We start from the raw sequence: 23165 nt of genomic DNA on the forward strand, positions 1-23165 counted from the left end.
TGCGGTTTGCCGCTTAGCGCAGATTGTAGAACGCCGACTTGCCCGGATAGCTGGCGATATCGCCGAGGTCTTCTTCGATGCGCAGCAGCTGGTTGTACTTCGAGATGCGGTCCGAACGCGACAGCGAACCCGTCTTGATCTGACCGGCGTTCAAACCGACTGCGATGTCGGCGATGGTCGAATCTTCGGTTTCGCCCGAGCGATGCGAGATGACCGCCGTGTAACCCGCGCGCTTAGCCATTTCGATGGCGGCGAAGGTTTCGGTCAGCGTGCCGATCTGGTTGATCTTGATCAGGATCGAGTTGGCAATGCCCTTCTCGATGCCTTCTTTCAGGATGCGCGTGTTGGTCACGAACAGGTCGTCACCCACTAGCTGGATTTTCTTGCCGAGCTTGTCGGTGAGAATTTTCCAGCCGGCCCAGTCGCTTTCGTGCATGCCGTCTTCGATCGACACGATCGGGAATTTGTCGGCCAGGTTCGCCAGGTAGTCGGCGAATTCCGTCGACGACAGTTGCAGGCCTTCACCCGCCAACTGGTACTTGCCGTCGTGGTAGAACTCGCTCGCGGCGCAGTCGAGTGCGAGCAGCACGTCTTCACCGGCGCGATAGCCTGCTTTCTCGATGGCTTGCAGAATGGTCGACAGGCATTCGTCGTTGCTGCCAAAGTTCGGCGCGAAGCCGCCTTCGTCGCCCACTGCCGTGCTCATGCCACGATCGCTCAGGATTTTCTTCAGCGCGTGAAACACTTCGGCGCCGCAGCGCAGTGCTTCGCGGAAGGTCGGCTGGCTGACCGGCACGATCATGAATTCCTGGATGTCCAGGCTGTTGTTCGCGTGCGCGCCACCGTTGACGATGTTCATCATCGGCACCGGCAGTTGCATCGCGCCCGAGCCGCCGAAGTAGCGATACAGCGGCAGGCCGGCTTCTTCAGCGGCGGCCTTCGCCACCGCCATCGACACGGCCAGCATCGCGTTGGCGCCGAGGCGCGACTTGTTGTCGGTGCCGTCGAGTTCCAGCAAAGTCTTGTCGAGGAAAGCCTGTTCGGAAGCGTCGAGACCCATGATCGCTTCGGAGATTTCGGTGTTGATGTGCTCGACGGCCTTCAGCACGCCCTTGCCGCCGTAACGGCCGGCTTCGCCGTCGCGCAGTTCGATCGCTTCGCGCGAACCGGTCGATGCACCCGACGGAACCGCAGCGCGGCCCATCGTGCCCGACTCGAGCAGCACGTCGCATTCGACGGTGGGGTTGCCTCGCGAATCGAGAATCTCTCGACCGATGATATCTACGATAGCACTCATGGTTTCCTCAAGAAATGACGTTGAATTCTTTACTGTGACGCGGTATCGGGCACTTGCCGGTCTCCCCGACAGACAACCTGTGCACCGATACGTTCGACGACCATTGCGTGCGATTAGTTGAAATCGCTTTCCAGAAACGGTGTGCGCTTGACGGCCTGATCGAGCGTGACCAGCGTTTCCAGCAGGTCGGCCATGCGATTGAGCGGCACTGCGTTCGGACCGTCCGACTTCGCCTCTGAAGGATTCGGATGCGTTTCCATGAACAGACCCGACACGCCCACGGCCACCGCCGCACGCGCCAGCACCGGCACGAACTCGCGCTGACCACCGGAGCTCGTGCCCTGGCCGCCCGGCAACTGCACCGAATGCGTTGCGTCGAACACGATTGGCGCAGCGGTTTCGCGCATGATTGCAAGCGAGCGCATGTCCGACACCAGGTTGTTATACCCGAACGACACACCGCGCTCGCACGCCATGAAGCGGTCTTCCGACAAACCCGCTTCACGCGCGGCGTCACGCGCCTTGTCGATCACGTTCTTCATGTCGTGCGGCGCGAGAAACTGGCCTTTCTTGATGTTGACCGGTTTGCCCGAGCGCGCGCATGCGTGAATGAAATCCGTTTGACGGCACAGGAACGCCGGCGTTTGCAACACGTCGACGACCGATGCGACCTGCTCGATTTCGTGCTCGGCGTGAACGTCGGTCAGCACCGGCAAACCGAGCTGACGCTTCACTTCCGACAGGATGCGCAAACCTTCGTCCATACCCAGACCGCGAAACGACTTGCCGCTGCTGCGATTGGCCTTGTCGTACGACGATTTGTAGATGAACGGGATATTCAGCTTCGCGCAGATTTCCTTCAACCGGCCGGCCACGTCGATGGTCATCTGTTCAGACTCGACCACGCAGGTGCCGGCGATCAGGAAAAACGGCTTGTCGAGCCCGATTTCGAAATCGCCCAGTTTCATGCTTGTGCCCCGACTTCTTTCGTAGTGCGCGACTGCTGATGCGCGAACGCGGCTTCGACGAACGACCTGAACAACGGATGACCGTCGCGCGGCGTGGACGTGAATTCCGGGTGGAACTGAACACCGACGAACCACGGGTGCATGCTGCGCGGCAGCTCCATCATTTCCGGCAGATCTTCGCTCGGCGTACGGGCGCTGATGATAAGGCCACCGGCTTCGAGCTGGGGCACGAAGCGGTTATTGACTTCATAACGATGGCGGTGACGTTCGTTCACGTCCTTGCCATAAATCTCTTCGGCCATCGTGCCGGGCTTGATCGGGCAACGTTGCGAACCGAGGCGCATCGTGCCGCCGAGGTCCGATGCTTCCGTGCGTTTCTCGACCTTGCCTTCGCGGTCGTACCACTCGGTGATGAGTGCGACCACGCGATTTTCGGTTTCCTGATCGAACTCGGTGCTGTTCGCGTTCTTCAGGCCGACCACGTCGCGCGCGAATTCGATGACCGCGAGCTGCATGCCCAGACAGATGCCGAGATACGGCACCTTCGCTTCACGCGCATAACGGATGGCGGCAATCTTGCCTTCGGTCCCGCGCCGGCCGAAGCCGCCCGGCACCAGCACCGCGTCCAGATGTTTGAGGCTTTCGACACCGTGCGTTTCGATTTCTTCGGAGTCGATGTACTCGATGTTCACCTTGGTCGACGTATGCATGGACGCATGACGCAGCGCCTCGATGAGCGACTTGTACGACTCGGTCAGATCGACATACTTGCCGACCATGCCGATGGTGACTTCGTGCTTCGGGTTTTCGAGTTTTTCGACGAGACTCGACCACATGGACAAATCGGTCGGCTTCGGCGCGAGCTTGAGTTCTTCGCAGATGATCGCGTCGAGACCCTGGTCGTGCAGCATCTGCGGAATCTTGTAGATGCTGTCGGCGTCCCACACGGAGATGACCGCGTCTTCGGGCACGTTCGAGAACATCGAGATTTTCGCGCGCTCGTCGTCGGGAATGCGGCGGTCGGCACGGCACAACAACACGTGCGGCGAGATACCGATTTCGCGGAGCTTCTGCACGCTGTGCTGCGTGGGCTTGGTCTTCAGTTCGCCGGCGGTGGCGACCCAGGGCACCAGCGTGAGGTGCACGAAGCACGCGCTGTTGCGGCCCATGCGCAGGCTCATTTGACGTGCGGCTTCGAGGAACGGCAACGACTCGATGTCGCCCACCGTGCCGCCCACTTCGACGATTGCGACGTCCGGTTCGCCACACGTGGCCGACGCTGCGCCGCGTTCGATGAACGCCTGGATTTCGTTGGTGATGTGCGGGATGACCTGCACCGTCTTGCCGAGATAATCGCCGCGGCGTTCCTTGCGGATAACCGATTCGTAAATCTGGCCGGTGGTGAAGTTGTTGGCCTTGCGCATCTTCGTGCTGATGAAGCGCTCGTAATGGCCGAGGTCGAGGTCCGTCTCCGCTCCGTCTTCCGTCACGAACACTTCGCCGTGTTGAAACGGACTCATCGTGCCGGGGTCGACATTGATGTAGGGATCGAGCTTGAGGAGGGTGACTTTGAGACCGCGCGATTCGAGGATCGCGGCGAGGGAAGCGGCGGCAATACCCTTGCCGAGGGAAGAAACTACGCCGCCGGTGACGAAAACATATTTGGTCATCGCTGGATGCTCGCGGGAAAAACGGATTATACCGTAAAGGAACTGCCCTACCCAGCAAAATCACCCAGCGAAATCCGTCCGGCATTCCCACCGGGCGGCGTCATGCGCACGCCTTGACAGCCGCTCGCCGTCAGGCGCGCTGTTCCAGTTCGCGCAACATCCGCTGGACGGCGCGTGCCGTTTCGAGCGGCTTTTCCATCGGGTAAAGATGGCTGCCTTCGATCCATTCCAGATGCCCGCCGGTCGCGCGGCGCGTGGCATCGAGCCCGGCCTGACGGATTTCCTTCGAGCGTGTCCCGGCGATGAAACCCACCGGCACCGGCGCGCCGTGCGCGAGCCGCGAACCGAGCGTATGCGGCAGGGTCCGGTAGATCCGGTATTCGGTGCCGCGGTCGAACGCGAGCGAGCGCGTGCCGTCCGGCGAGCTTTGCGGAATGCCGAAGTCGATGTAGTCGGACAGCATGCGCTCGTCCCAGCGCGCGAACGCCGGCTTCGAATGGAAGTGCCGCCATGCTTCGTCGCGACTGGCCCACTGCATGCGGCGGGTGCGGGTCGCGGCGGCCGGCGAGAGCCGCTCGTCGAGGCCGGTCCATTGCGACACGCGCAGCATGCTGCTGCGCCAGCCGGCGATCACCGGCGAATCGAGCATCACCACGCCGCGCACCCATTGCGGTTTCTTCAGCGCGGCCATCAGCGACAGATAGCCGCCGAGCGAATGCCCCACCAGCCACACCGGACGCTCGTAAGCGCGGCCGATGTCGTTCAGCAACTGTTCGACCAGATGCGGCCAGTCCTGCGTAACCGGATAGCGCGAGTCGTGGCCAATGCGTTCGATGAAGCGCAGATCGTAGTCGTCGGCGAGTTCGGCGAAGATGGTCCGGTAGGTAGACGCCGGGAAGCCGTTCGCGTGCGAGAAGTGAATGATGTTTTTCAACTGCGGCTATCTCCGTGCTGTTTTTATGATCCGGTCCGGGGGGTTGACGGGGTTCAACGGTCCATCCAGTAGCGGCGCCGGGTGTCGCGATAACGTTCGAGCGTGAGCGGCGCCGTGCCCTGCGTCGCGTCCTCGGGCGCGAGCTCGACTCGCACCGCGCCGTCGACGTCGCTACGCCCGAGTTCGATATGCCGCGCCTTGTAACGCTCGAACACACCGGCATTCGGGTGGTGAAAACGGTTCCGGTAGCCTACCTGAAATAACGCGACGAGCGGTTCGATGGAGTCGAGGAACGGCTCGGTCGACGAGGTCTTGCTGCCGTGATGCGGGACCACCAGCACCTGCGCGCGCAAGGCCGCTTTATCCCGGGCGAGCAGGATCCGTTCGACCGGCGCTTCGATATCCGCGCTGAGTAAAGCGGTCGTCGGCGACGGCAGTATGAGATCGGACCCAGCGCCCGCCCGATACTCCGAAGACGACACCGTCCCGATCCGCAGCACGCAGCAATGCGCGTTCGGTTTGCCCTGCAGCGGACCGGCGTCCGGCCAGAGCATCGCGAACTCGACGCCATCCCATTGCCAGCGCTGACCGGCCGCGCAGGGCACCGTATCCGCGCCACGTTCGCGCGCGTTCGACCACAACGCGTGATCGGACGGCAATGCCGCGACCAGTCGATGAACCGCGAGCGCGTCCAGCACTGCCGGCGCACCGCCCGCGTGATCCGAATCGGCGTGACTGACGATCAGCATGTCGAGCGCCGTCACGCCCTGCGCCTGCAGAAACGGCACGACGACGCGCTCGCCTGCATGGGTCGATTCCGGTCCCGGCCCGGCATCGAACAACAAGGTGTGATGCGCGGTTTCCACCAGCACCGCGCTGCCCTGCCCGACATCGAGTGCGCTCAACCGGAAGCCGCCGTGCGGCGGTCCATGCGACGCCGGCAACAGCAGCGGCAACCACGTCAAGGGTGCAGCCCAGCGCAGCGGCCAGCCGCGCGGCGCGAGACACCAGAGCACGCCGATGGCCGCTGCGCCGAGCGTCCATGGGTCCGGTTGCGGCAAACGCCATAGCGTCCATGCGGGACCGCTCAGTTTTTGCAACCCTTGCGCCAGCAACCCGAGCAGCAGATGGGCGACGCGCAACGCTTCGGCGTCAAAGGGCGCGGGCAATGCGACGCCGGCCAGTACGGCGGGTGTCACCAGCACGCTCACCCAGGGAATCGCCAGCGCGTTCGCCAGCGGGCCGATCAGCGGAATCTGCATGAACCAGTAGACAGTGAGCGGCGCAAGCGCGACCGTCACCGCGAACTGCACCTGTGCGGCGCTACGCAATCGTGCGGCGATACGCCCGAGGCGATGCCGCGCTATCGCACGCAACCGGGCGAAACGTGTGGGCGGTTCCTCATCGACGCCGTCCGGCAGGCTTGCGTTGCCGGCGGCATCGCGATCCCGTTGGGAAGGCCGCCCCGACATCGCAAAGAGAATCGCCGCGACCGCGCCGAACGACAGCCAGAAACCGGCTGCCGTGACGGCCCACGGGTCGATCAGCAGCACCAGTCCCAACGCCCACGCGAGCACCGCCGAACGCGGGATCTCGCGTCCGCCGACGAAGGCGAGCGCGACCACGCCCGCCATCCACAATGCGCGCTGCGCGGGCACGTTAAAGCCGGCCAGCGCCGCATGCAGGGCGGCGCATAGCACACCACCGGTCACCGCGACGATCTGCGCGGGCAGCAGCAACGGTCCGTCGACTCCCATCCATCTGGAGCGCCGCCAGATCGCGCCCAGCAACCAGCCCGCTAGTCCCGCGACAAAACCGATATGCAAGCCGGAGATCGCCACCAGATGACTCGTGCCCGTGGCACGCATCAGCGACCAGTCCGCCACGCTGACCTGATCCTGCGCGCCGATAGCGAGCGCCACCACGATCCCGCGATGCGGCGCGTCGCCGAGCACCGTGTCGATTCGCGCGCGCAACGCCGCGCGCCATCGGTCGACGAGCACGCCGATGCCGCCCGCCTCGCCGCTCAGCCGGAGCGCCTGCGCGGGCGTACTGACGTAACCGGTCGCGCGGACATTGCGTGCGAGCAACGCGACCTCGGCATCGCGCACGCCGAAGTTCGCATTGCCATGGGGACGCTTGAGCCGTACGTTCAGACGCCAGCGTTCGCCCGGTTGAAGCGCGGGCACGGGCAAAGCCGCAGGCGCAGCGTCGGCGATCCACGAAAGTTGCAGCACGCGTGGAAACGCCCGACGCGCTGCCGTGTCCGCATCGCTCGGAATAGCATCGCCCGCCGGCAGCACCGACTCGAGCGCCAACAGAAAACGCGTGCCCTGCTCGTTACGCGCCGGCAGCCCTTTGATACTGCCGACCACAGTGATCTCACGGCCTTCCCACGCAACAGGAAGGCTCACCGCGAGGCGTGCTTCGGCACGCCAGGCCGCATAGCCAAACCCGACGCAGCAGGCCGCCAGCCACAATGCGCTCCAGCCAACGAACCTGCCTTTTACAGACTGCCCGCCAAACCCAACCGGGGCCTTCGAAGCAACACGCCAAACAGCCACACCCAAGGCCACCACGACGCCCGTCACCAGGCAAAGCCACTCCGCCAGATCCGGCAACGCAGCCTGCCGCTGCAACGCGATCACACCTAACGCAAATCCGCACCACCACGCTCGCATGCCCCCTCCCGCCCTCTGCGCACGAGCAAGCTGGCACCCACGCGCGAACCGGACAGGCGAACGCCCGCCGGGCGTGAGTTGCGCCCGGCGCGAACCACTCAAACCAGCGCGGACAATTATGCAGAGGAAAGGGCGAGCCGAGGCAGCGCGGCGAGCGCGTTAGCCGTTGTGCCTAGGGCGGTCTCGTCGGCGGACAGGTGGCGCAACTGCGCGAGTCCCGCGCCGATGCCGGGAATCTGCTCGGGCGAATTGCGCTGCTTGTAGAGCCAGGAAGGGGCGATGTCCGGTGCGTCGGTTTCGACCACCAGCGCATCGAAGGGAAGTTGCTCCGCGAGGCGGCGAATCTGCCGCGCGCGTTCGAACGTCAGGTTGCCGCCGAAACCGAGATGCAGTCCCTGATCGATATAAGCCTGCGCCTGCTGGAAACTGCCGTTGAAAGCATGCGCGATGCCGGTATGAATCTGATGCCGCCGCAGTCCCGCAATCACCTTGTCCTGCGATTTGCGCACGTGGCAGATGACCGGCAGACCGAATTGCCGCGCGAGTTGCAGTTGACCGTCGTAGAAGAACTGCTGGCGTGCATCGTCGAGCCCGGCGACGAAATAGTCGAGCCCGATTTCGCCGATGCCGACGAAGCGCGGATCGTCGAGACTCGCTTTGATTTCGAGGCGCAGCAGATCGAGGTCGCCCTCCTGCGCGGACGGCGTGAACAACGGATGGATACCCAGCGCATACGCGCCGCCGTCGATGCGATGCGCCAGTTCACGCACCGTCGCGAAGTTCTCCCGGCCGATGGCCGGAATCACGATACGCCCCACTCCCGCGCGCCGCGCCGCGGCCGCGACGTCATCGCGGTCGGCGTCGAACTCCGACGCGTCGAGATGGCAGTGGGTATCGATCCACATGGCGGCCCGGCGTCAGACCGGCAGCGCCGGCTCTTCGTACAACACGCCGTCGCGCAGCCGCATGATGCGGTCGCAGCGGCCCGCCAGTTCCGGATCGTGCGTGACGATCACGAAGCTGGTCTCGAGCGTCTGCGACAGTTCGAGCATCAGGTTGAAGACCGTGTCGGCGGTGCCGCCGTCGAGATTACCGGTCGGCTCGTCGGCCAGCACGCAAGCCGGCTTGGTGACCAGCGCACGGGCAATCGCCACGCGCTGCCGCTCGCCGCCCGACAGTTCGCCCGGCCGATGTTTCGCGCGATGGCCCATGCCCACGCGCTCCAGCACGTCGAGCGCTTCGCGGCGCGCGGCGTCGGTCGACATGCGGCGAATCCGCAGCGGCATCGCGACGTTGTCGAGCGCGGTGAATTCCGGCAACAGATGGTGAAACTGATACACGAAGCCGAGCGCGCGATTGCGCAGGTCGTTGCGTTCGCGCTCGGACAGCCTGGTGAACGGCTTGCCCAGCACGGACACCTGTCCCGCGCTCGGATCGTCGAGACCGCCGAGTACGTGCAGCAAGGTGCTCTTGCCCGAACCGGACGCACCGACGATCGCGAGCTTCTCGCCGCGCCGCACGCTCAGTTGCGTGTCCTTGAGCACCTGCACATTGAGACCGCCCTGCACGAACGACTTGGAGATGCCGGTGGCTTCGAGCACGTACGGATGTCGCGCGGTGTCCTGGGTGGCCATAGATAAGGTAGCGGAACGGTCATTCATAACGCAGCGCCTCCGCCGGACGGACTTTCGCGCCGCGCCAGCTCGGGTACAAGGTGGCCAGCGAAGACATCACGAAGGCAATGATGCCGATGCGCGCGACGTCGGCCGGAATCAGTTCCGACGGCAATTCGCTGATGAAGTACACCGACGGCGGCAGGAACTGCACGCCGAACACATGCTCGATCATCGGCACGAGCCACGGAATGCTCCACGCGATCAGGCAACCCAGCGCGACACCGGTCGCCGTGCCGATGAAGCCGATCGTCACGCCCTGCACGACGAAAATCTTCATGATCGAACGCGGCTGCGCACCGAGCGTGCGCAGGATCGCGATGTCGGCCTGCTTGTTGGTCACCGTCATCACCAGCGACGACACGAGGTTGAACGCCGCCACCGCGATGATCAGCGTGAGAATGATGAACATCATGCGTTTTTCGATCTGCACCGCGGAGAACCAGGTCTTGTTCTGCTGGGTCCAGTCGCGGATGTAGAGATCGCCCGACAGGCTGCGCGCCAGTTGGTGCGCGACCTCCGGCGCACGCTGCATGTCGGTGAGACGCAGCCGCACGCCGGTCGGCGCGGGTAGCCGGAACAGCGCCTGCGCATCCTTGATGTTGATCAGCGCGAGCGTGCTGTCGTATTCGTAATGCCCCGACTCGAAGATGCCCACCACCGTGAACTGTTTCAGACGCGGCAGCATGCCGGCCGGCGTGATGGTGCCCTCGGGCGCGACCAGCGTGATCTTGTCGTTGACCTGCACGCCCAGATTGGTGGCGAGGTCGGCGCCCAGCACGATGCCGAAGTCGCCCGGCACCAGATCGGTCAGCTTGCCGCCCTTCATCTCCTTGCCGATGTCGGACACTTCCGGCTCGAGCGTCGGTTCCACGCCGCGCAAGGCGACGCCGCTCACGGCGTCCTGGCGCGTCAGGAGTGCCTGCGCTTCGACATACGGCGCAGCGCCGATCACCTGTTTATTCAGGCGCGCTTCCTTCGCGGTCAATTCCCAGTTGGGCATGGAACCCGTGGGCGAAAAAATTTCAACGTGTGCCAGCACCGACAGCATCCGGTCGCGCACTTCTTTCTGGAAGCCGTTCATGACCGACAGCACGACGATCAGCGCGGCCACGCCGAGCGCGATGCCCGACATCGACACGAGCGCGATAAACGAGATAAAGCCGTTACCGGTCGTGCGCTTGCCGGCGCGGGTATAGCGCCAGCCAATCTGCCATTCGTAGGGAAATTTCAAGCGAATCCTTGTCTGCGTTCTTCGGCTTCATGCCGCCCATGGCGGGCGCGCCGGTCCTGCGGCATGAGCGTCGTGATTCTGGGTGTCGTGGCGAACGGGAAGTTCCGGCTGGCCGCCAGCAGCGCCGCAGAAAAACCCTGCGCCACCGATGCCGCCCCCCGTGGCCGCCATCGCCTTCAATCAAGCGCGAAGTTTGCCATACAATCCCGCCCGCTCGCGCAAACCGGGCTCCGCGCGAGGTCATGGCCGTCGACGGGCCGGGATTAGCGGCCCGCTTGCGCGAGCGCTTGCCCTACAATGCGCAGCATCATGCCCGTCGACCGCCTCCATCTCCTCCTGCCCTTCGCGCTGCCCGCCGCAGCTGACGCCACTACCGCCCTGCACGGCATCCAGAGCCCCGCGCTCGACCGGCTGATCGCGCGCGCGACACTGGTGGAACGGGTGATCGGCGAAGATTTCCAGCGCACGCTGCCGCACGAACGCTGGGTCGCCCGGCAGTTCGGCGCTTTAGCAGGCGGTTCGGCGGGCGCGTCCGACGAAGCGCCGCTCGCGCCCTACATGCTGCGCGCCGACGGCGGCGAGCCCGGCACCGCCACCTGGGCCTGCGTGCAGCCGGTTCACGTGCGCATCGCGCATGACCATCTGGTGCTGATCGACCCGGCCTCGCTCGACCTGTCCGATCAGGAAGCCGCCACGTTGCTGGCGGTCGCGCGCCCGCTGATCGAAGAACTCGGCGTACGCATCGAAGCGCCGAAACCCGCGCGCTGGTATCTGTCGGGCGACGGCTTCGGCACGCTGGCCGGCGCCTCGCCGCTGCGCGCGAGCGGCCGCAACATCGAAATCTGGCTGCCGCACGAAGCGCATTCGGGCGAACGCTCGCGCGCGTGGATGAAGTTGCAGAACGAAGTGCAGATGGCGTGGTTCGAGCATCCGGTCAACGAGGCGCGCGAAGCGCGCGGCTTGCCTGCCGTCAATTCGATCTGGTTTCACGCACAGGGCGCGATGCAGCCGGTGCGCAGCCCGTTCGCGCGGGTGTCGTCGCACGCCCCCGCCACGCGTGGGCTCGCCCTCGCGGCCGGCGTGGCGACCGGCGCGCCGCCAGCCTCGTTTGACGCGTTGCTGGCCGCTCCCGATGCCGCAGCGCCTGCGGCCGGCGCCGCTCACACCACTCTCGTCGAACTCGATCCGTTCTCCGCGCCTTATATCGGACAGGACTGGGCCCGCTGGAACGACGCGTTCGCGGCGTTGCAAACCGACTGGTTCGCGCCCGCGCTGGACGCGCTGCTAAACGGCCGTCTCGGCGAACTCGGCCTCACGCTCTGCGGCGACACCGGTTCGGTGACGCTGAACGTCACGCGCGGCGACTTGCGTAAATTCTGGCGCCGGCGCGTATTTGCCTCGCTCTTCATCGAATGACTGACAGCCTCGCTCGCTGCACGAACCACGGCCTTTCCGAATGACCCGAATCGTTACCCGCGCCGCCTCTCCCGTCGACGCTGAAATTCTGATCCGCCATGGCCTGCATCCGGTGCTCGCGCGTCTGTACGCGGCGCGCGGCGTGTGTCTGCCCGACGAAATCGAAACGGGTCTCGCGCGCCTCGTGCCGCCGCTCGAACTGAAGGGCTGCGAAACCGCGGCGGGCCTGCTCGCCGATGCCATTCAGGGCAAGCGCCGCATGCTGGTGGTCGCCGACTACGATTGCGACGGCGCCACCGCCTGTGCCGTCGCGGTACGCGGGCTGCGCATGTTCGGCGGCAATATCGAGTACCTGGTGCCGAACCGTTTCGAATACGGCTATGGGCTGACGCCGGAAATCGTCGCGCTGGCGGCGCAAAACGCGGCAGGCAAACCGGAACTGCTGATCACGGTCGACAACGGCATCGCCAGCGTGGACGGTGTGGCAGCGGCCAACGCGCTCGGTATCGACGTGCTGGTCACCGACCATCACCTGCCCGGCGACGAGTTGCCCGCGGCACGCGCAATCGTCAATCCGAACCAGCCGGGCTGCAGCTTTCCGAGCAAGTGCCTGGCGGGCGTCGGCGTGATGTTTTACGTGCTGCTCGCGCTGCGCGCGGAATTGCGCCGCCGCGGTGCGTTCAATGAGGCGTTTCCCGAGCCGCGGCTGGACGGCCTGCTCGATCTGGTCGCGCTCGGCACGGTGGCCGACGTGGTCAAGCTGGACGGCAACAATCGCGTGCTGGTCGCGCAAGGTTTGCAGCGCATCCGCAAAGGCAAGATGCAGCCGGGGATCGCCGCGCTGTTCCGCGCCGCCGCGCGCGATGCGCGCAGCGCGTCGGGCTTCGACCTCGGCTTCGCGCTCGGGCCGCGGCTGAACGCAGCGGGCAGGCTGTCGGATATGTCGCTCGGCATCGAATGCCTGACCACCGACGACATCGGCCGCGCCTGGGACCTCGCGCAGCAACTCGACACGATGAACCGCGAGCGCCGCGAAATCGAAGCCGGCATGCAGCAGCAGGCGCTCGACGACCTGTCGGCGATCGACCCCGCCGACGCCACCACCATCACCCTCTTCAATCCCGGCTGGCATCAGGGCGTGATCGGCATCGTCGCCGGGCGGCTCAAGGAGAAATTCCACCGGCCCTCGTTCACCTTCGCGCACGCCGACGACAGCGGCGTGCTGGTCAAGGGCTCGGGCCGCTCGATCGCGGGATTCCATCTGCGCGATGCGCTCGATCTGATCTCGAAGCGCGAGCCCGGGATGATCGTCAAGTTCGGCGGTCACGCGATGGCCGCCGGCCTGACGCTCGCGGCCGCCGACGTGCCGCGCTTCACCGCTGCGTTCGAAGCAGTCGGCCGTGAATGGCTGTCGCCCGAAGCGCTGTCGCGGACGGTCGAAACCGACGGTGAACTCGAAGACGCCTATTTCACGCCGCAGTTCGTCGAGATGCTCGACGCGGCCGTCTGGGGCCAGGGTTTCCCGGCGCCGGTGTTTTCCGGTGAATTCGATATCGCGTCGCAGGCGCTGGTGAAGGACAAGCATCTGAAACTGCAACTCATTCGCGGGCGGCAGCGCTTCAACGCCATCTGGTTCAATCACACGGACACGTTGCCGGCGCGCACCACGGTCGCCTACCGGCTCGCCAGCGACACGTGGAACGGCGTGTCGCGCGTACAACTGATCGTCGAGCACGCGGCGAGCTGAACGCGCCGGGTCCGGCGTTTCTGGTCCCCGCCGGCTCGTTCGGGCCGGCCTTCGCGCGCTCCGCCGGTCCGGCCGGGCGCGCCGATCGGCTATAATTCCCCCCTTTTTACGAAGCTATAAAGATCGACATGGAAGCGGAACGTCTCAACGCGATCGAAGCCTCTCTGGCGGACCTGCGCACGCGCGCGGACTCGCTACGGGGGTATCTTTGACTACGACGACAAAGCACTGCGTCTAATCGAAGTGAACCGGGAACTCGAAGACCCGGACGTCTGGAACGACTCGAAGCACGCCCAGGCCCTCGGCCGGGAAAAGAAACTGCTCGACGACACGGTCGGCAAGCTCACCTCGCTCGATAACGACCTGCGCGACGCGCAGGACCTGTTCGAGATGGCCAGGGAAGAGGCCGACGACGACACGCTGATCTCCTGCGAAACCGATGCACAAGGACTCGAAGCGCGCGTCGCCGACATGGAATTTCGCCGCATGTTCGCGAATCCGGCCGACCCGAACAACGCATTTCTCGACATCCAGGCCGGCGCCGGCGGCACCGAAGCGTGCGACTGGGCGGCCATGCTGCTGCGCCAGTATCTGCGCTACTGCGAGCGCAAGGGCTTCAAGACCGAAGTGCTGGAGCAGACCGACGGCGACGTCGCGGGCATCAAGAACGCCACCATCAAGATCGAAGGCGAATACGCGTACGGCTTCCTGCGCACCGAAACCGGCGTGCACCGCCTCGTGCGCAAGTCGCCGTTCGATTCGTCGGGCGGACGTCACACGTCGTTTTCGTCGGTCTTCGTGTACCCGGAAGTCGACGAGTCGATCGAAGTGGACATCAACCCGGCCGACTTGCGCATCGACACGTATCGCGCATCCGGTGCGGGCGGTCAGCACATCAACAAGACCGACTCCGCCGTGCGTATCACGCACATGCCGTCGGGCATCGTCGTGCAGTGCCAGAACGACCGCTCGCAGCACCGTAACCGCGCCGAAGCGATGGCCATGCTGAAATCGCGCCTGTACGAAGCGGAAATCCGCAAACGTCAGGCCGAGCAGGACAAGCTCGAAGCCGGCAAGACCGACGTGGGCTGGGGTCATCAGATCCGTTCCTACGTGCTGGACAACAGCCGTATCAAGGACTTGCGCACCAACGTCGAAATCAGCAATACCAAGAGCGTGCTCGACGGCGACCTCGATCCGTTCATCAGCGCGAGCCTGAAACAGGGCGTGTAAGCAGCGCGACCGGCGCGGCACGCAAAGCCGCGCCGCCTCTTCGACGCCTCTTTTTAGCGCCTGAGTTTTTTCACCGTATGGCCTCCCGCATGTGGTGTTCCGATGCGGGTCACCGAATACCAGATCATCATGACCGAACCGACCCAGCCGACCGCGGCCCCAGCGAGCGTCGCCCCCGAAGTGGACGACAACAAGATCATGACCGAGCGCCGCGAAAAGCTGCGCGAGTTGCGTGACCAGGGCGTCGCCTATCCGAACGATTTCCGCCCCACGCATCACGCCGCCGATCTGCAGACGCAGTACGAGCACAGCGACAAGGAAGCGCTCGAAGCGAATCCGCTCGAAGTCGCGATCGCCGGGCGCATGATGCTCAAGCGCGTCATGGGCAAGGCGAGCTTCGCGACCGTGCGCGACGGCTCGGGTCAGATCCAGTTCTTCATCACGCCGGCCGACGTCGGTCAGGAAACCTACGACGCGTTCAAGAAGTGGGACATGGGCGATATCGTCGCCACGCGCGGCGTGCTGTTTCGCACCAACAAGGGCGAACTGTCGGTGCGCTGTACCGAACTGCGCCTGCTGGCGAAGTCGTTGCGCCCGCTGCCGGATAAATTCCACGGTCTCGCCGATCAGGAAATGAAGTACCGCCAGCGCTACGTCGACCTGATCGTCACGCCGGAAACGCGCAAGACGTTCGTCGCGCGGACCAAGGCGATTTCGTCGATCCGCAAGTTCATGGCGGACGCCGACTTCATGGAAGTCGAAACGCCGATGCTGCACCCGATTCCGGGCGGCGCCGCAGCCAAACCGTTCACCACGCATCACAACGCGCTCGACATGCAGATGTATCTGCGTATCGCGCCGGAGCTGTATTTGAAGCGACTGGTGGTGGGCGGCTTCGAGCGTGTGTTCGAGATCAACCGTAACTTCCGCAATGAGGGCGTCTCGGTGCGCCACAATCCGGAATTTACGATGATCGAGTTCTACGCAGCCTACACCGACTACCACTGGCTGATGGACTTCGTCGAACAGTTGATCCGTCAGGCCGCGGTCGATGCGCTCGGCACCGCGACGATCACGTATCAGGGTCGCGAGCTGGATCTGGCGAAGCCGTTCCATCGCCTGACCATCACGCAGGCCATTCAGAAATACGCGCCGCAATACACCAGCGAACAGCTGGCCGACGGCGCGTTCCTGCGCACGGAGCTCAAGAAGTTCGGCGTGGATGCGTCGCAGCCGCAGTTCCTGAACGCGGGCGTGGGTTCGCTGCAACTGGCGCTGTTCGAAGAAACCGCCGAATCGCAATTGTGGGAGCCGACGTACATCATCGACTACCCGGTCGAAGTGTCGCCGCTGGCGCGTGCGTCGGACAAGGTCGAAGGCATCACGGAGCGGTTCGAGCTGTTCATTACGGGCCGCGAAATCGCCAACGGTTTCTCGGAGCTGAACGATCCCGAAGATCAGGCAGCGCGTTTCAGGAAGCAGGTCGACCAGAAGGATGCGGGCGACGAAGAGGCGATGTTCTACGACGCCGACTATATTCGCGCGCTGGAATACGGCATGCCGCCGGCCGGCGGTTGCGGGATCGGTATCGACCGGCTGGTGATGATGCTCACCGACAGCCCGAGTATTCGCGACGTGATTCTGTTCCCGCATCTGCGTCGCGAAGATTGAAGCCGACGCGTAGCTGGTGAGAAAAGAAAAAGCCCGGTATCGACGATGCCGGGCTTTTTGTTTGTAACCAGCGGTAAAAGCTTCGATGTCCCGACGTGCCCGCACATCGTATGCGCTCGATGGCGACTAGATTGCCCGCGAGGCGGGAACGCACATTGCTACCAGATCGTTACAAATTGAAACCCGGCCGGAATCCATCTGGCCGACACTTAGCCCTATCAACACTCGACTCTGCCAGAGACGGAGGCCACCATGGAAAGCCCGAACACCCAACCGACGCAACAGCGTCGTCTTCACCCACTCATCGCGACCGCAGCGGGCGCGGTGATCGTCGCCAGCCTGGTTGCGACCGCCGCTGTCACCGGTCTCTTCCCGCACGCGTCCAGCAGCAACTCCCAGAACGATCAGACTCAGGCCGCACAGGTCGGCACGCAACCGGCCGTGGTCGACTCCGCGGCGCCGGCGAATCCGTCGGTTCAACAACAGGCACAGCAAGCACCCCAGCCTGTCGCTCCCACGCCGGCACAGCAGCAGCAATATGCCCAGCAGCAGCAGGCTCAGGCCGCCCAACAGGAAGCCCAGCAACCACCGCCCGCGCCTGCTTACTGCGAGTCGTGCGGCACCGTGGCCGCCGTCTCGGCGGTGCGTCATGAGGGGCATGGTACGGGGATCGGCGCGGTCGGTGGCGCAGTGGCAGGCGGCGTAGTCGGCAACCAGTTCGGTGGTGGCGGCGGACGCACGGCGATGACCGTGCTCGGCGCGCTCGGCGGCGGTCTTGCGGGCAATTCGGTGGAGAAGCACATCCGCAGCACGACGTCGTACTCGGTGCGCGTGCATATGGAAAACGGCAAGACCCGCTACTTTACGTATCACGACGCGCCCCCCTTCCAGCAAGGTCAGCGCGTGCGGGTCGAGAACGGGACGCTAGTAGCTAGCTGAGTGGGAGGCTAACCACGAAGCTCGCCGCAAAGTCGCGGCAGAAATGAAAAAAGGCGATTCCACCGAATCGCCTTTTTCAATTTGAAGCCGCTCAATAATCCGCGTCTTCGATCCATGCAGCCTGAATTGCTTCGAGGATTTTTTCGTTCGAGCGCTCGGGATCGTCGTCGAATCCTTCCAGCTCGGTGACCCAGCGGTGCAAATCGGTGAAGCGCACCTGTTGCGGATCGATGTCCTGGTGCTTGTCGGTCAGGGCCATTGCGATGTCTTGCGTATCGGTCCACTTCATGGCTGCATCCTCCTGTTAGTGGTTTTCCTTCGCGTGATTGATCGTGTAACGCGGAATCTCGACGACCAGATCCTGTTCTGCCGGCACCAGCGCCTGGCACGACAAACGCGAGGCAGGCTCGAGCCCCCACGCCTTGTCCAGCAGATCGTCCTCGTCTTCCCCGGACGGCGTCAAGGCGGCGAAACCCTCACGCACGATCACGTGACACGTGGTGCATGCGCACGACTTCTCGCACGCGTGCTCGATTTCGATGCCGTGCTCGAGCAGGCTGTCGCAAATGCTCTGGCCAGGCACGGCGTCGATCACCGCGCCGTCAGGGCATAGTTCGACGTGGGGCAGCACAACGATTTGAGGCATACATTTTCCGTTTGGGTCTGCGGCACGGCGGCCTCGAACAGGCTCCGTGCCATTTTACTGGCGCCATGCGGACTTTTCGACGAGCCCGCATGACGCGATGAGTCGGTTCGGGCAACTGCGCCCGCCCGCCGTTGGCGCCGCAACGTCTCGCTCAGATGTCGTCGAGCTTGCGGCCGGCCAGCGCGCGGCGAATACCTTTGTTCATGCGGCGTGCGGCGAATTCGTCGGTGCCTTCGGCGAGTGTCTTCGTGGCGGCTTCGATCGCGTCGGCGTCCTCGCTCTGTGCGATCGAGCGCAGCGCGGCGAGCAACGTATCCAGTTCGGCGCGTTCGCTGTCGTCGAGCAATTCGGCGTCGGCTTGCAGCGCTGCATCGGTGGCTTCGACCAGGCGGCGCGCCTCCACTTGCGCTTCGCGCAGCGCGCGGGCGCGCATGTCGACCTCGGCGGTCGAGAAGCTGTCTTCGAGCATCTTCGCGATGTCGTCGTCGGCGAGACCGTACGACGGCTTGACGACCACCGACGCTTCCACGCCTGAACCCTGTTCGCGCGCAAACACCGACAGCAGACCGTCGGCATCCACCTGATACGTCACGCGAATCCGCGCCGCGCCGGCCGCCATCGGCGGAATGCCGCGCAGCTCGAAGCGCGCGAGCGAGCGGCAATCGCTGACGAGCTCGCGCTCGCCCTGCACGACGTGGATCGCCATGGCCGTCTGGCCGTCCTTGAAGGTCGTGAAATCCTGCGCGCGCGCGACGGGAATGGTCGAGTTGCGCGGGATGATCTTCTCGGTCAGACCGCCCATGGTTTCGACGCCCAGCGACAGCGGAATCACATCGAGCAGCAGCCATTCGTCGCCGTCCGCACCCCGATTGCCGGCGAGCAGATCGGCTTGAATCGCCGCGCCGAGCGCGACGACCTGATCCGGGTCGAGATTGATGAGCGGCGGCTGGCCGAAAAACGACTCGACCGCGCGGCGAATTACCGGCATACGGGTCGCGCCGCCCACCAGCACGACGCCCTTCACTTCTTTGGTCGTGACCCTGGCGTCGCGCAGTGCTTTCTTCGTCGGACCGAACGTGCGCTGCACCAGCGCTTGCGTGACGGCTTCGAAAGCCGCCTCGCCGATCGTCAGATCGACCTGGGTGCCGCTCGACAACGTGACCTGCAGCGGAGCCGAGGACGACTGCGACAACGCCTCCTTGGTCTCGCGGACGCTGTCCAGCAGCAGGCGCACGTCTTCCGGCGTGAGCGTTTGCGCGGCGATGCCGGCCTGCTCGAGGACGTAACGGTACAGCGCATGGTCGAAATCGTCGCCGCCAAGGGCGGAGTCGCCGCCGGCTGCGAGCACTTCGAACACGCCTTTCGTCAATTTCAGGATCGACAGGTCGAAGGTGCCGCCGCCCAGGTCGTAGACCGCATACAGGCCTTCCGAACCGTTATCGAGCCCGTAGGCAATGGCGGCCGCGGTCGGCTCGTTCAACAGACGCAGCACGTTCAGACCGGCCAGACGCGCCGCGTCCTTGGTGGCCTGGCGTTGCGCTTCGTCGAAATACGCCGGCACGGTGATCACCGCGCCGACCAGTTCGTCGCCGAGCGAGTCTTCCGCACGCTGGCGCAGCGTCGCGAGAATTTCCGCCGACACTTCGACCGGGCTCTTCACGCCGTCGACGGTACGGATCTGCACCATGCCGGGCGCGTCGACGAAATCGTAGGGCGCGTTTTCGGCGCCCTCCACTTCCGACTTGCCGCGGCCCATGAAGCGCTTGACCGACACGATCGTATTGCGCGGATCGGTGGCCGCTTCCGCTTTCGCGGCGCGACCGATACGGCGGCCGCCCTTTTCCAGGTACCGCACCACCGACGGCAGCAGCGCGTGGCCGTCCTCGTCGGGCAGCACGTCGGGCACGCCGCTGCGCACGGCGGCGACGAGGGAATTGGTGGTGCCGAGATCGATACCGACCGCGAGACGCCGCTGATGGGGCGCCGGCGCCATGCCGGGTTCGGAGATTTGCAGTAAGGCCATCTGGATCTTCTCGGAGCCGCTGGGCTCCGTCCTGAATTCGCGTTGCTGGGTGCGTTGCTGTTGTTTTGGTGTTGCTGCTTTGCTGCTTTGCTGCTTTGCTGCGGTGCTGCTGGGCGGTGCTGCGCTCCGGGCAAATCGAACGCTAATTGTCGAGCCGCTCGATCTGCGTGTCGATTTCAGCCGCCACTCTTTCGATGAACATCAACTGACGAACCGCCTCGCCCGCCGCCTGATTCGCGCCGCTGTCAAGCAACGCGCCGAGCTTCGTGAAGCGCACGCGCTCTTCATCGCGCAACTCGGTGAGCAACGCGTCGAGCGCATCGACGTTTTTCGCCGCCGCGGCGTCTTCGATACCTTCGCGCCATTCCATCTGCTGCATCAGGAAGGCCGGCTCCATCGCGGTATTGTTCTCCGCGCCGACGTCGATGCCGCGTTGCGAGAGCAGATAGGTCGCGCGCTTCAACGGGTCGCGCAACGTTTGATAAGCCTCGTTGGTGCGGGTCGCCCACTGCATCGCGATGCGCTTTTGCGCGTCGCCGGCCGCGGCGAAGCGGTCGGGATGCACTTGCGCCTGCACGGTGCGGTAAGCGTGATCGAGCGCCGCTGCGTCGAGTGCGAATTGCGCCGGCAGATCGAACAGGTCGAAGTGGCTGTCGTTCAGCGAGGCCATCGAGTGATTGGATTCCGTTCAGAAGGCGCACCGGAGTGCTGGGTATGCAAATAGCGAAGCGAGCGAAGAGTGCGCAAACAGGCAGCGACGTCGCGGACAAATTAAAAAGGCGGCACGCGCCGCCTTGAGTCCGCTTCGCGCGGAAATGATCCGGTTCAGACGCGGAACGACTCGCCGCAACCGCATTCGTCCTTCACGTTCGGGTTGTTGAACTTGAAGCCTTCGTTCAACCCTTCGCGCGCGAAATCGAGTTCGGTTCCGTCGATGTACGCGAGGCTCTTCGGGTCGACAATGATCTTCACGCCGTTGCAGTCGAACACTTCGTCTTCGGGCGCGAGTTCATCCACGTATTCGAGCTTGTAGGCCAGACCGGAACAACCGGTCGTGCGCACGCCCACGCGCAGGCCGACGCCTTTGCCGCGACGGATCAGATACTTCTGGACGTGTTGTGCTGCCTTATCGGTCAACGTAATTGCCATAGCGTTTCTCATTGCGCCGCGCTTCGTCGGATCGTGTTTCATGACCCGCGACGCGCGACTGCCCTGCCTGCATCAGATATCGTTGGAGAGGGGCTCGCCCTCGCCGGCTTCCTTAAGCGTGCTGCTGGTCGGCTGCGACCGAGGCCGCTTCGCCGTGACGTTGCTTGTAGTCGGCGACTGCTGCCTTGATCGCGTCTTCCGCGAGAATCGAGCAGTGGATTTTGACCGGCGGCAGCGCCAGTTCTTCGGCGATCTGCGTGTTCTTGATCGACATGGCCTGATCGAGCGTCTTGCCCTTCACCCATTCGGTAACGAGCGAGCTCGACGCGATGGCCGAACCGCAGCCGTATGTCTTGAACTTCGCGTCTTCAATGATGCCGTCCGCGCCCACGCGGATCTGCAACTTCATCACGTCGCCGCAAGCCGGTGCGCCGACCATGCCGGTGCCGACCGCGTCGTCGTCTTTCGCGAACGAACCGACGTTGCGCGGGTTTTCGTAGTGGTCCAGAACCTTGTCGCTATAAGCCATGATGTCACTCCTTGATTCGTTTGCTTTGCAATCCGATGAATTCGACGACGTTCAGATAGCGCGTCAGTGCGCTGCCCACTGAATGCTCGAAATATCGATCCCTTCCTTGTGCATGTCCCACAGCGGCGACAGATCGCGCAGCTTGGCAATCTTGTTCTTCAGCAGGTTGATCACGTAGTCGACGTCCTGCTCGGTCGTGAAACGACCCACCGTGAAGCGGATCGAGCTATGCGCGAGTTCGTCGTTACGACCCAGCGCGCGCAGCACGTAAGACGGTTCCAGCGAGGCCGACGTACACGCCGAACCCGACGACACCGCGACGTCCTTGACCGCCATGATCAGCGATTCGCCTTCGACGAAATTGAAGCTGATGTTCAGGTTGTGCGGCACACGCTTTTCCATGTCGCCGTTCACATACACTTCTTCCATTTCCGACAGGCCGTTTAGCAGACGGTCGCGCAGCATACGGATGCGTTCGTTTTCCGTCGCCATTTCTTCACGTGCGATACGGAACGCTTCGCCCATGCCGACGATCTGGTGCGTCGCCAGCGTGCCCGAACGCATACCGCGCTCATGACCGCCGCCGTGCATCTGCGCTTCGATACGGATACGCGGCTTGCGACGCACGTACAGCGCGCCGATGCCCTTCGGACCATACGTCTTGTGCGCCGAGAACGACATCAGGTCGACCTTCAGCTTCTGCAGGTCGATAGCGATCTTGCCGGTGGCCTGCGCGGCGTCGACGTGAAAAATAATGCCTTTTTCACGAGTGATTTCGCCGATTGCCTCGATGTCCTGAATCACGCCGATTTCGTTGTTCACCGACATGATGGACACCAGAATGGTGTCGGGACGCAGCGCCGCCTTGAATTTGTCGAGGTCGATCAAACCGTCGTCCTTGACGTCGAGATACGTGACGTCGAAGCCTTCGCGTTCGAGTTCGCGGCAAGTATCGAGCACGGCCTTGTGTTCGGTCTTGACCGTGATGACGTGCTTGCCCTTGCTCTTGTAGAAGTGCGCAGCACCCTTGATAGCCAGGTTGTCCGACTCCGTCGCGCCGGACGTCCAGATGATTTCGCGCGGATCGGCATTGACCAGCGCCGCGACGTTCTCGCGCGCTTCTTCGACCGCGCGCTCCGCGTCCCAGCCATACGAGTGGCTGCGCGAGGCGGGGTTGCCGAACTGCTCGCGCAGGTACGGAATCATCTTGTCCACTACGCGCGGGTCGATCGGCGTCGTCGCGCTGTAGTCCATGTAAATGGGCAGATGGAGAGAGTCGTTGTTCATCAATTGCTCCGGGGACGTCATATGCTCTGGCTTCTGGGTTTCTGATCGGGCTGTGGCGGAGTCGCGTA

At 64.0% G+C, this 23165-nt stretch carries 20 protein-coding genes; 5 read left to right on the forward strand and 15 right to left on the reverse strand.

Annotated features, from left to right (window positions below; all coding sequences use genetic code 11):
- Nucleotides 1–13: 13 nt before the first annotated feature.
- The 8 genes from eno to FQ746_RS25895 form a co-directional block, all read right to left on the reverse strand.
- Nucleotides 14–1297 (reverse strand): phosphopyruvate hydratase, encoded by a 1284-nt coding sequence (gene eno / locus FQ746_RS25860; protein ID WP_097389692.1) that lies wholly within the window; start codon nt 1295–1297, stop codon nt 14–16.
- A 113-nt stretch (nt 1298–1410) separates the two neighbouring features.
- Nucleotides 1411–2265: a 3-deoxy-8-phosphooctulonate synthase gene (kdsA, locus tag FQ746_RS25865; RefSeq protein ID WP_144112622.1), complete on the reverse strand. Its 855-nt coding sequence runs from the start codon at nt 2263–2265 to the stop codon at nt 1411–1413.
- Nucleotides 2262–3935, reverse strand: a complete 1674-nt coding sequence (locus tag FQ746_RS25870; protein ID WP_144112623.1) for a CTP synthase — start codon at nt 3933–3935, stop codon at nt 2262–2264. Before FQ746_RS25870 ends, kdsA begins: the two co-directional genes overlap by 4 nt.
- 130 nt (nt 3936–4065) lie before the next feature.
- On the reverse strand, nt 4066–4869 hold the full coding sequence (locus FQ746_RS25875) for an alpha/beta fold hydrolase (RefSeq protein ID WP_144112624.1): 804 nt from the start codon (nt 4867–4869) through the stop codon (nt 4066–4068).
- 53 nt (nt 4870–4922) lie between these two features.
- Nucleotides 4923–7550, reverse strand: a complete 2628-nt coding sequence (locus FQ746_RS25880; protein ID WP_144112625.1) for a DNA internalization-related competence protein ComEC/Rec2 — start codon at nt 7548–7550, stop codon at nt 4923–4925.
- Between the two features lie 116 nt (nt 7551–7666).
- Nucleotides 7667–8455, reverse strand: coding sequence for a TatD family hydrolase (locus FQ746_RS25885; protein ID WP_144112626.1), 789 nt, complete (start codon nt 8453–8455; stop codon nt 7667–7669).
- A gap of 12 nt (nt 8456–8467) precedes the next feature.
- Nucleotides 8468–9211, reverse strand: coding sequence for a lipoprotein-releasing ABC transporter ATP-binding protein LolD (gene lolD / locus FQ746_RS25890; RefSeq protein WP_186310835.1), 744 nt, complete (start codon nt 9209–9211; stop codon nt 8468–8470).
- Nucleotides 9204–10457, reverse strand: coding sequence for a lipoprotein-releasing ABC transporter permease subunit (locus FQ746_RS25895; RefSeq protein ID WP_144112627.1), 1254 nt, complete (start codon nt 10455–10457; stop codon nt 9204–9206). The genes lolD and FQ746_RS25895 overlap by 8 nt, the downstream gene beginning before the upstream one ends.
- Nucleotides 10458–10754: 297 nt before the next feature.
- Here FQ746_RS25895 and FQ746_RS25900 point away from each other — a divergent pair, with 297 nt between their 5' ends.
- The 5 genes from FQ746_RS25900 (at nt 10755) to FQ746_RS25920 (ending at nt 17463) form a co-directional block, all read left to right on the forward strand.
- Nucleotides 10755–11873 carry a regulator gene (locus FQ746_RS25900; RefSeq protein ID WP_144112628.1) on the forward strand — a complete coding sequence of 373 codons (1119 nt, stop codon included), beginning with the start codon at nt 10755–10757 and terminating at the stop codon, nt 11871–11873.
- A 40-nt stretch (nt 11874–11913) separates the two neighbouring features.
- Nucleotides 11914–13620, forward strand: a complete 1707-nt coding sequence (recJ, locus tag FQ746_RS25905) for a single-stranded-DNA-specific exonuclease RecJ (RefSeq protein ID WP_144112629.1) — start codon at nt 11914–11916, stop codon at nt 13618–13620.
- Nucleotides 13621–13748: 128 nt separating this feature from the next.
- A protein-coding gene (gene prfB, locus FQ746_RS25910; RefSeq protein ID WP_144112630.1) for a peptide chain release factor 2 occupies nt 13749–14853 on the forward strand; the annotation gives its coding sequence in 2 pieces (ribosomal slippage) (nt 13749–13829 and nt 13831–14853; 1104 coding nt in all).
- A 129-nt stretch (nt 14854–14982) separates the two neighbouring features.
- Nucleotides 14983–16524: a lysine--tRNA ligase gene (lysS, locus tag FQ746_RS25915; protein WP_144112774.1), complete on the forward strand. Its 1542-nt coding sequence runs from the start codon at nt 14983–14985 to the stop codon at nt 16522–16524.
- Between the two features lie 252 nt (nt 16525–16776).
- The gene (locus tag FQ746_RS25920; RefSeq protein WP_144112631.1) at nt 16777–17463 is read left to right on the forward strand and encodes a glycine zipper 2TM domain-containing protein; all 687 of its coding nucleotides are present in this window, start codon (nt 16777–16779) and stop codon (nt 17461–17463) included.
- Between the two features lie 91 nt (nt 17464–17554).
- Here the strand turns inward: FQ746_RS25920 and iscX are convergent, their stop codons facing one another.
- The 7 genes from iscX to FQ746_RS25955 all read right to left on the reverse strand — a co-directional run bounded on the left by iscX (nt 17555) and on the right by FQ746_RS25955 (nt 23097).
- On the reverse strand, nt 17555–17752 hold the full coding sequence (gene iscX / locus FQ746_RS25925; protein ID WP_074764412.1) for a Fe-S cluster assembly protein IscX: 198 nt from the start codon (nt 17750–17752) through the stop codon (nt 17555–17557).
- Between the two features lie 15 nt (nt 17753–17767).
- The gene (gene fdx, locus FQ746_RS25930; protein ID WP_144112632.1) at nt 17768–18109 is read right to left on the reverse strand and encodes an ISC system 2Fe-2S type ferredoxin; all 342 of its coding nucleotides are present in this window, start codon (nt 18107–18109) and stop codon (nt 17768–17770) included.
- A gap of 151 nt (nt 18110–18260) precedes the next feature.
- Nucleotides 18261–20132 carry a Fe-S protein assembly chaperone HscA gene (gene hscA, locus FQ746_RS25935; protein WP_144112633.1) on the reverse strand — a complete coding sequence of 624 codons (1872 nt, stop codon included), beginning with the start codon at nt 20130–20132 and terminating at the stop codon, nt 18261–18263.
- Between the two features lie 142 nt (nt 20133–20274).
- Nucleotides 20275–20802, reverse strand: coding sequence for a Fe-S protein assembly co-chaperone HscB (gene hscB / locus FQ746_RS25940; protein WP_144112634.1), 528 nt, complete (start codon nt 20800–20802; stop codon nt 20275–20277).
- Nucleotides 20803–20957: 155 nt separating this feature from the next.
- On the reverse strand, nt 20958–21281 hold the full coding sequence (iscA, locus tag FQ746_RS25945; protein WP_144112635.1) for an iron-sulfur cluster assembly protein IscA: 324 nt from the start codon (nt 21279–21281) through the stop codon (nt 20958–20960).
- A gap of 112 nt (nt 21282–21393) precedes the next feature.
- Entirely contained in the window at nt 21394–21810 is a 417-nt protein-coding gene (iscU, locus tag FQ746_RS25950; RefSeq protein WP_144112636.1) for a Fe-S cluster assembly scaffold IscU, read from the reverse strand.
- Between the two features lie 63 nt (nt 21811–21873).
- Nucleotides 21874–23097, reverse strand: a complete 1224-nt coding sequence (locus FQ746_RS25955; RefSeq protein WP_144112637.1) for an IscS subfamily cysteine desulfurase — start codon at nt 23095–23097, stop codon at nt 21874–21876.
- Nucleotides 23098–23165 lie beyond the last annotated feature (68 nt).

This window comes from Paraburkholderia sp. BCC1886 (assembly GCF_900996245.1).
In the GTDB taxonomy this organism is placed as follows: Bacteria; Pseudomonadota; Gammaproteobacteria; order Burkholderiales; family Burkholderiaceae; genus Paraburkholderia.

What these genes read in the sequence shown, in the direction of transcription:
- eno (WP_097389692.1), bottom strand. Translation starts at nt 1,297, where the DNA reads ATGAGTGCTATCGTAGATATCATCGGTCGAGAGATTCTCGATTCGCGA.
- kdsA (WP_144112622.1), bottom strand. Translation starts at nt 2,265, where the DNA reads ATGAAACTGGGCGATTTCGAAATCGGGCTCGACAAGCCGTTTTTCCTG.
- FQ746_RS25870 (WP_144112623.1), bottom strand. Translation starts at nt 3,935, where the DNA reads ATGACCAAATATGTTTTCGTCACCGGCGGCGTAGTTTCTTCCCTCGGC.
- FQ746_RS25880 (WP_144112625.1), bottom strand. Translation starts at nt 7,550, where the DNA reads ATGCGAGCGTGGTGGTGCGGATTTGCGTTAGGTGTGATCGCGTTGCAG.
- FQ746_RS25885 (WP_144112626.1), bottom strand. Translation starts at nt 8,455, where the DNA reads ATGTGGATCGATACCCACTGCCATCTCGACGCGTCGGAGTTCGACGCC.
- lolD (WP_186310835.1), bottom strand. Translation starts at nt 9,211, where the DNA reads ATGAATGACCGTTCCGCTACCTTATCTATGGCCACCCAGGACACCGCG.
- FQ746_RS25900 (WP_144112628.1), top strand. Translation starts at nt 10,755, where the DNA reads ATGCGCAGCATCATGCCCGTCGACCGCCTCCATCTCCTCCTGCCCTTC.
- recJ (WP_144112629.1), top strand. Translation starts at nt 11,914, where the DNA reads ATGACCCGAATCGTTACCCGCGCCGCCTCTCCCGTCGACGCTGAAATT.
- lysS (WP_144112774.1), top strand. Translation starts at nt 14,983, where the DNA reads ATGACCGAACCGACCCAGCCGACCGCGGCCCCAGCGAGCGTCGCCCCC.
- FQ746_RS25920 (WP_144112631.1), top strand. Translation starts at nt 16,777, where the DNA reads ATGGAAAGCCCGAACACCCAACCGACGCAACAGCGTCGTCTTCACCCA.
- iscX (WP_074764412.1), bottom strand. Translation starts at nt 17,752, where the DNA reads ATGAAGTGGACCGATACGCAAGACATCGCAATGGCCCTGACCGACAAG.
- fdx (WP_144112632.1), bottom strand. Translation starts at nt 18,109, where the DNA reads ATGCCTCAAATCGTTGTGCTGCCCCACGTCGAACTATGCCCTGACGGC.
- hscA (WP_144112633.1), bottom strand. Translation starts at nt 20,132, where the DNA reads ATGGCCTTACTGCAAATCTCCGAACCCGGCATGGCGCCGGCGCCCCAT.
- hscB (WP_144112634.1), bottom strand. Translation starts at nt 20,802, where the DNA reads ATGGCCTCGCTGAACGACAGCCACTTCGACCTGTTCGATCTGCCGGCG.
- iscA (WP_144112635.1), bottom strand. Translation starts at nt 21,281, where the DNA reads ATGGCAATTACGTTGACCGATAAGGCAGCACAACACGTCCAGAAGTAT.
- iscU (WP_144112636.1), bottom strand. Translation starts at nt 21,810, where the DNA reads ATGGCTTATAGCGACAAGGTTCTGGACCACTACGAAAACCCGCGCAAC.
- FQ746_RS25955 (WP_144112637.1), bottom strand. Translation starts at nt 23,097, where the DNA reads ATGAACAACGACTCTCTCCATCTGCCCATTTACATGGACTACAGCGCG.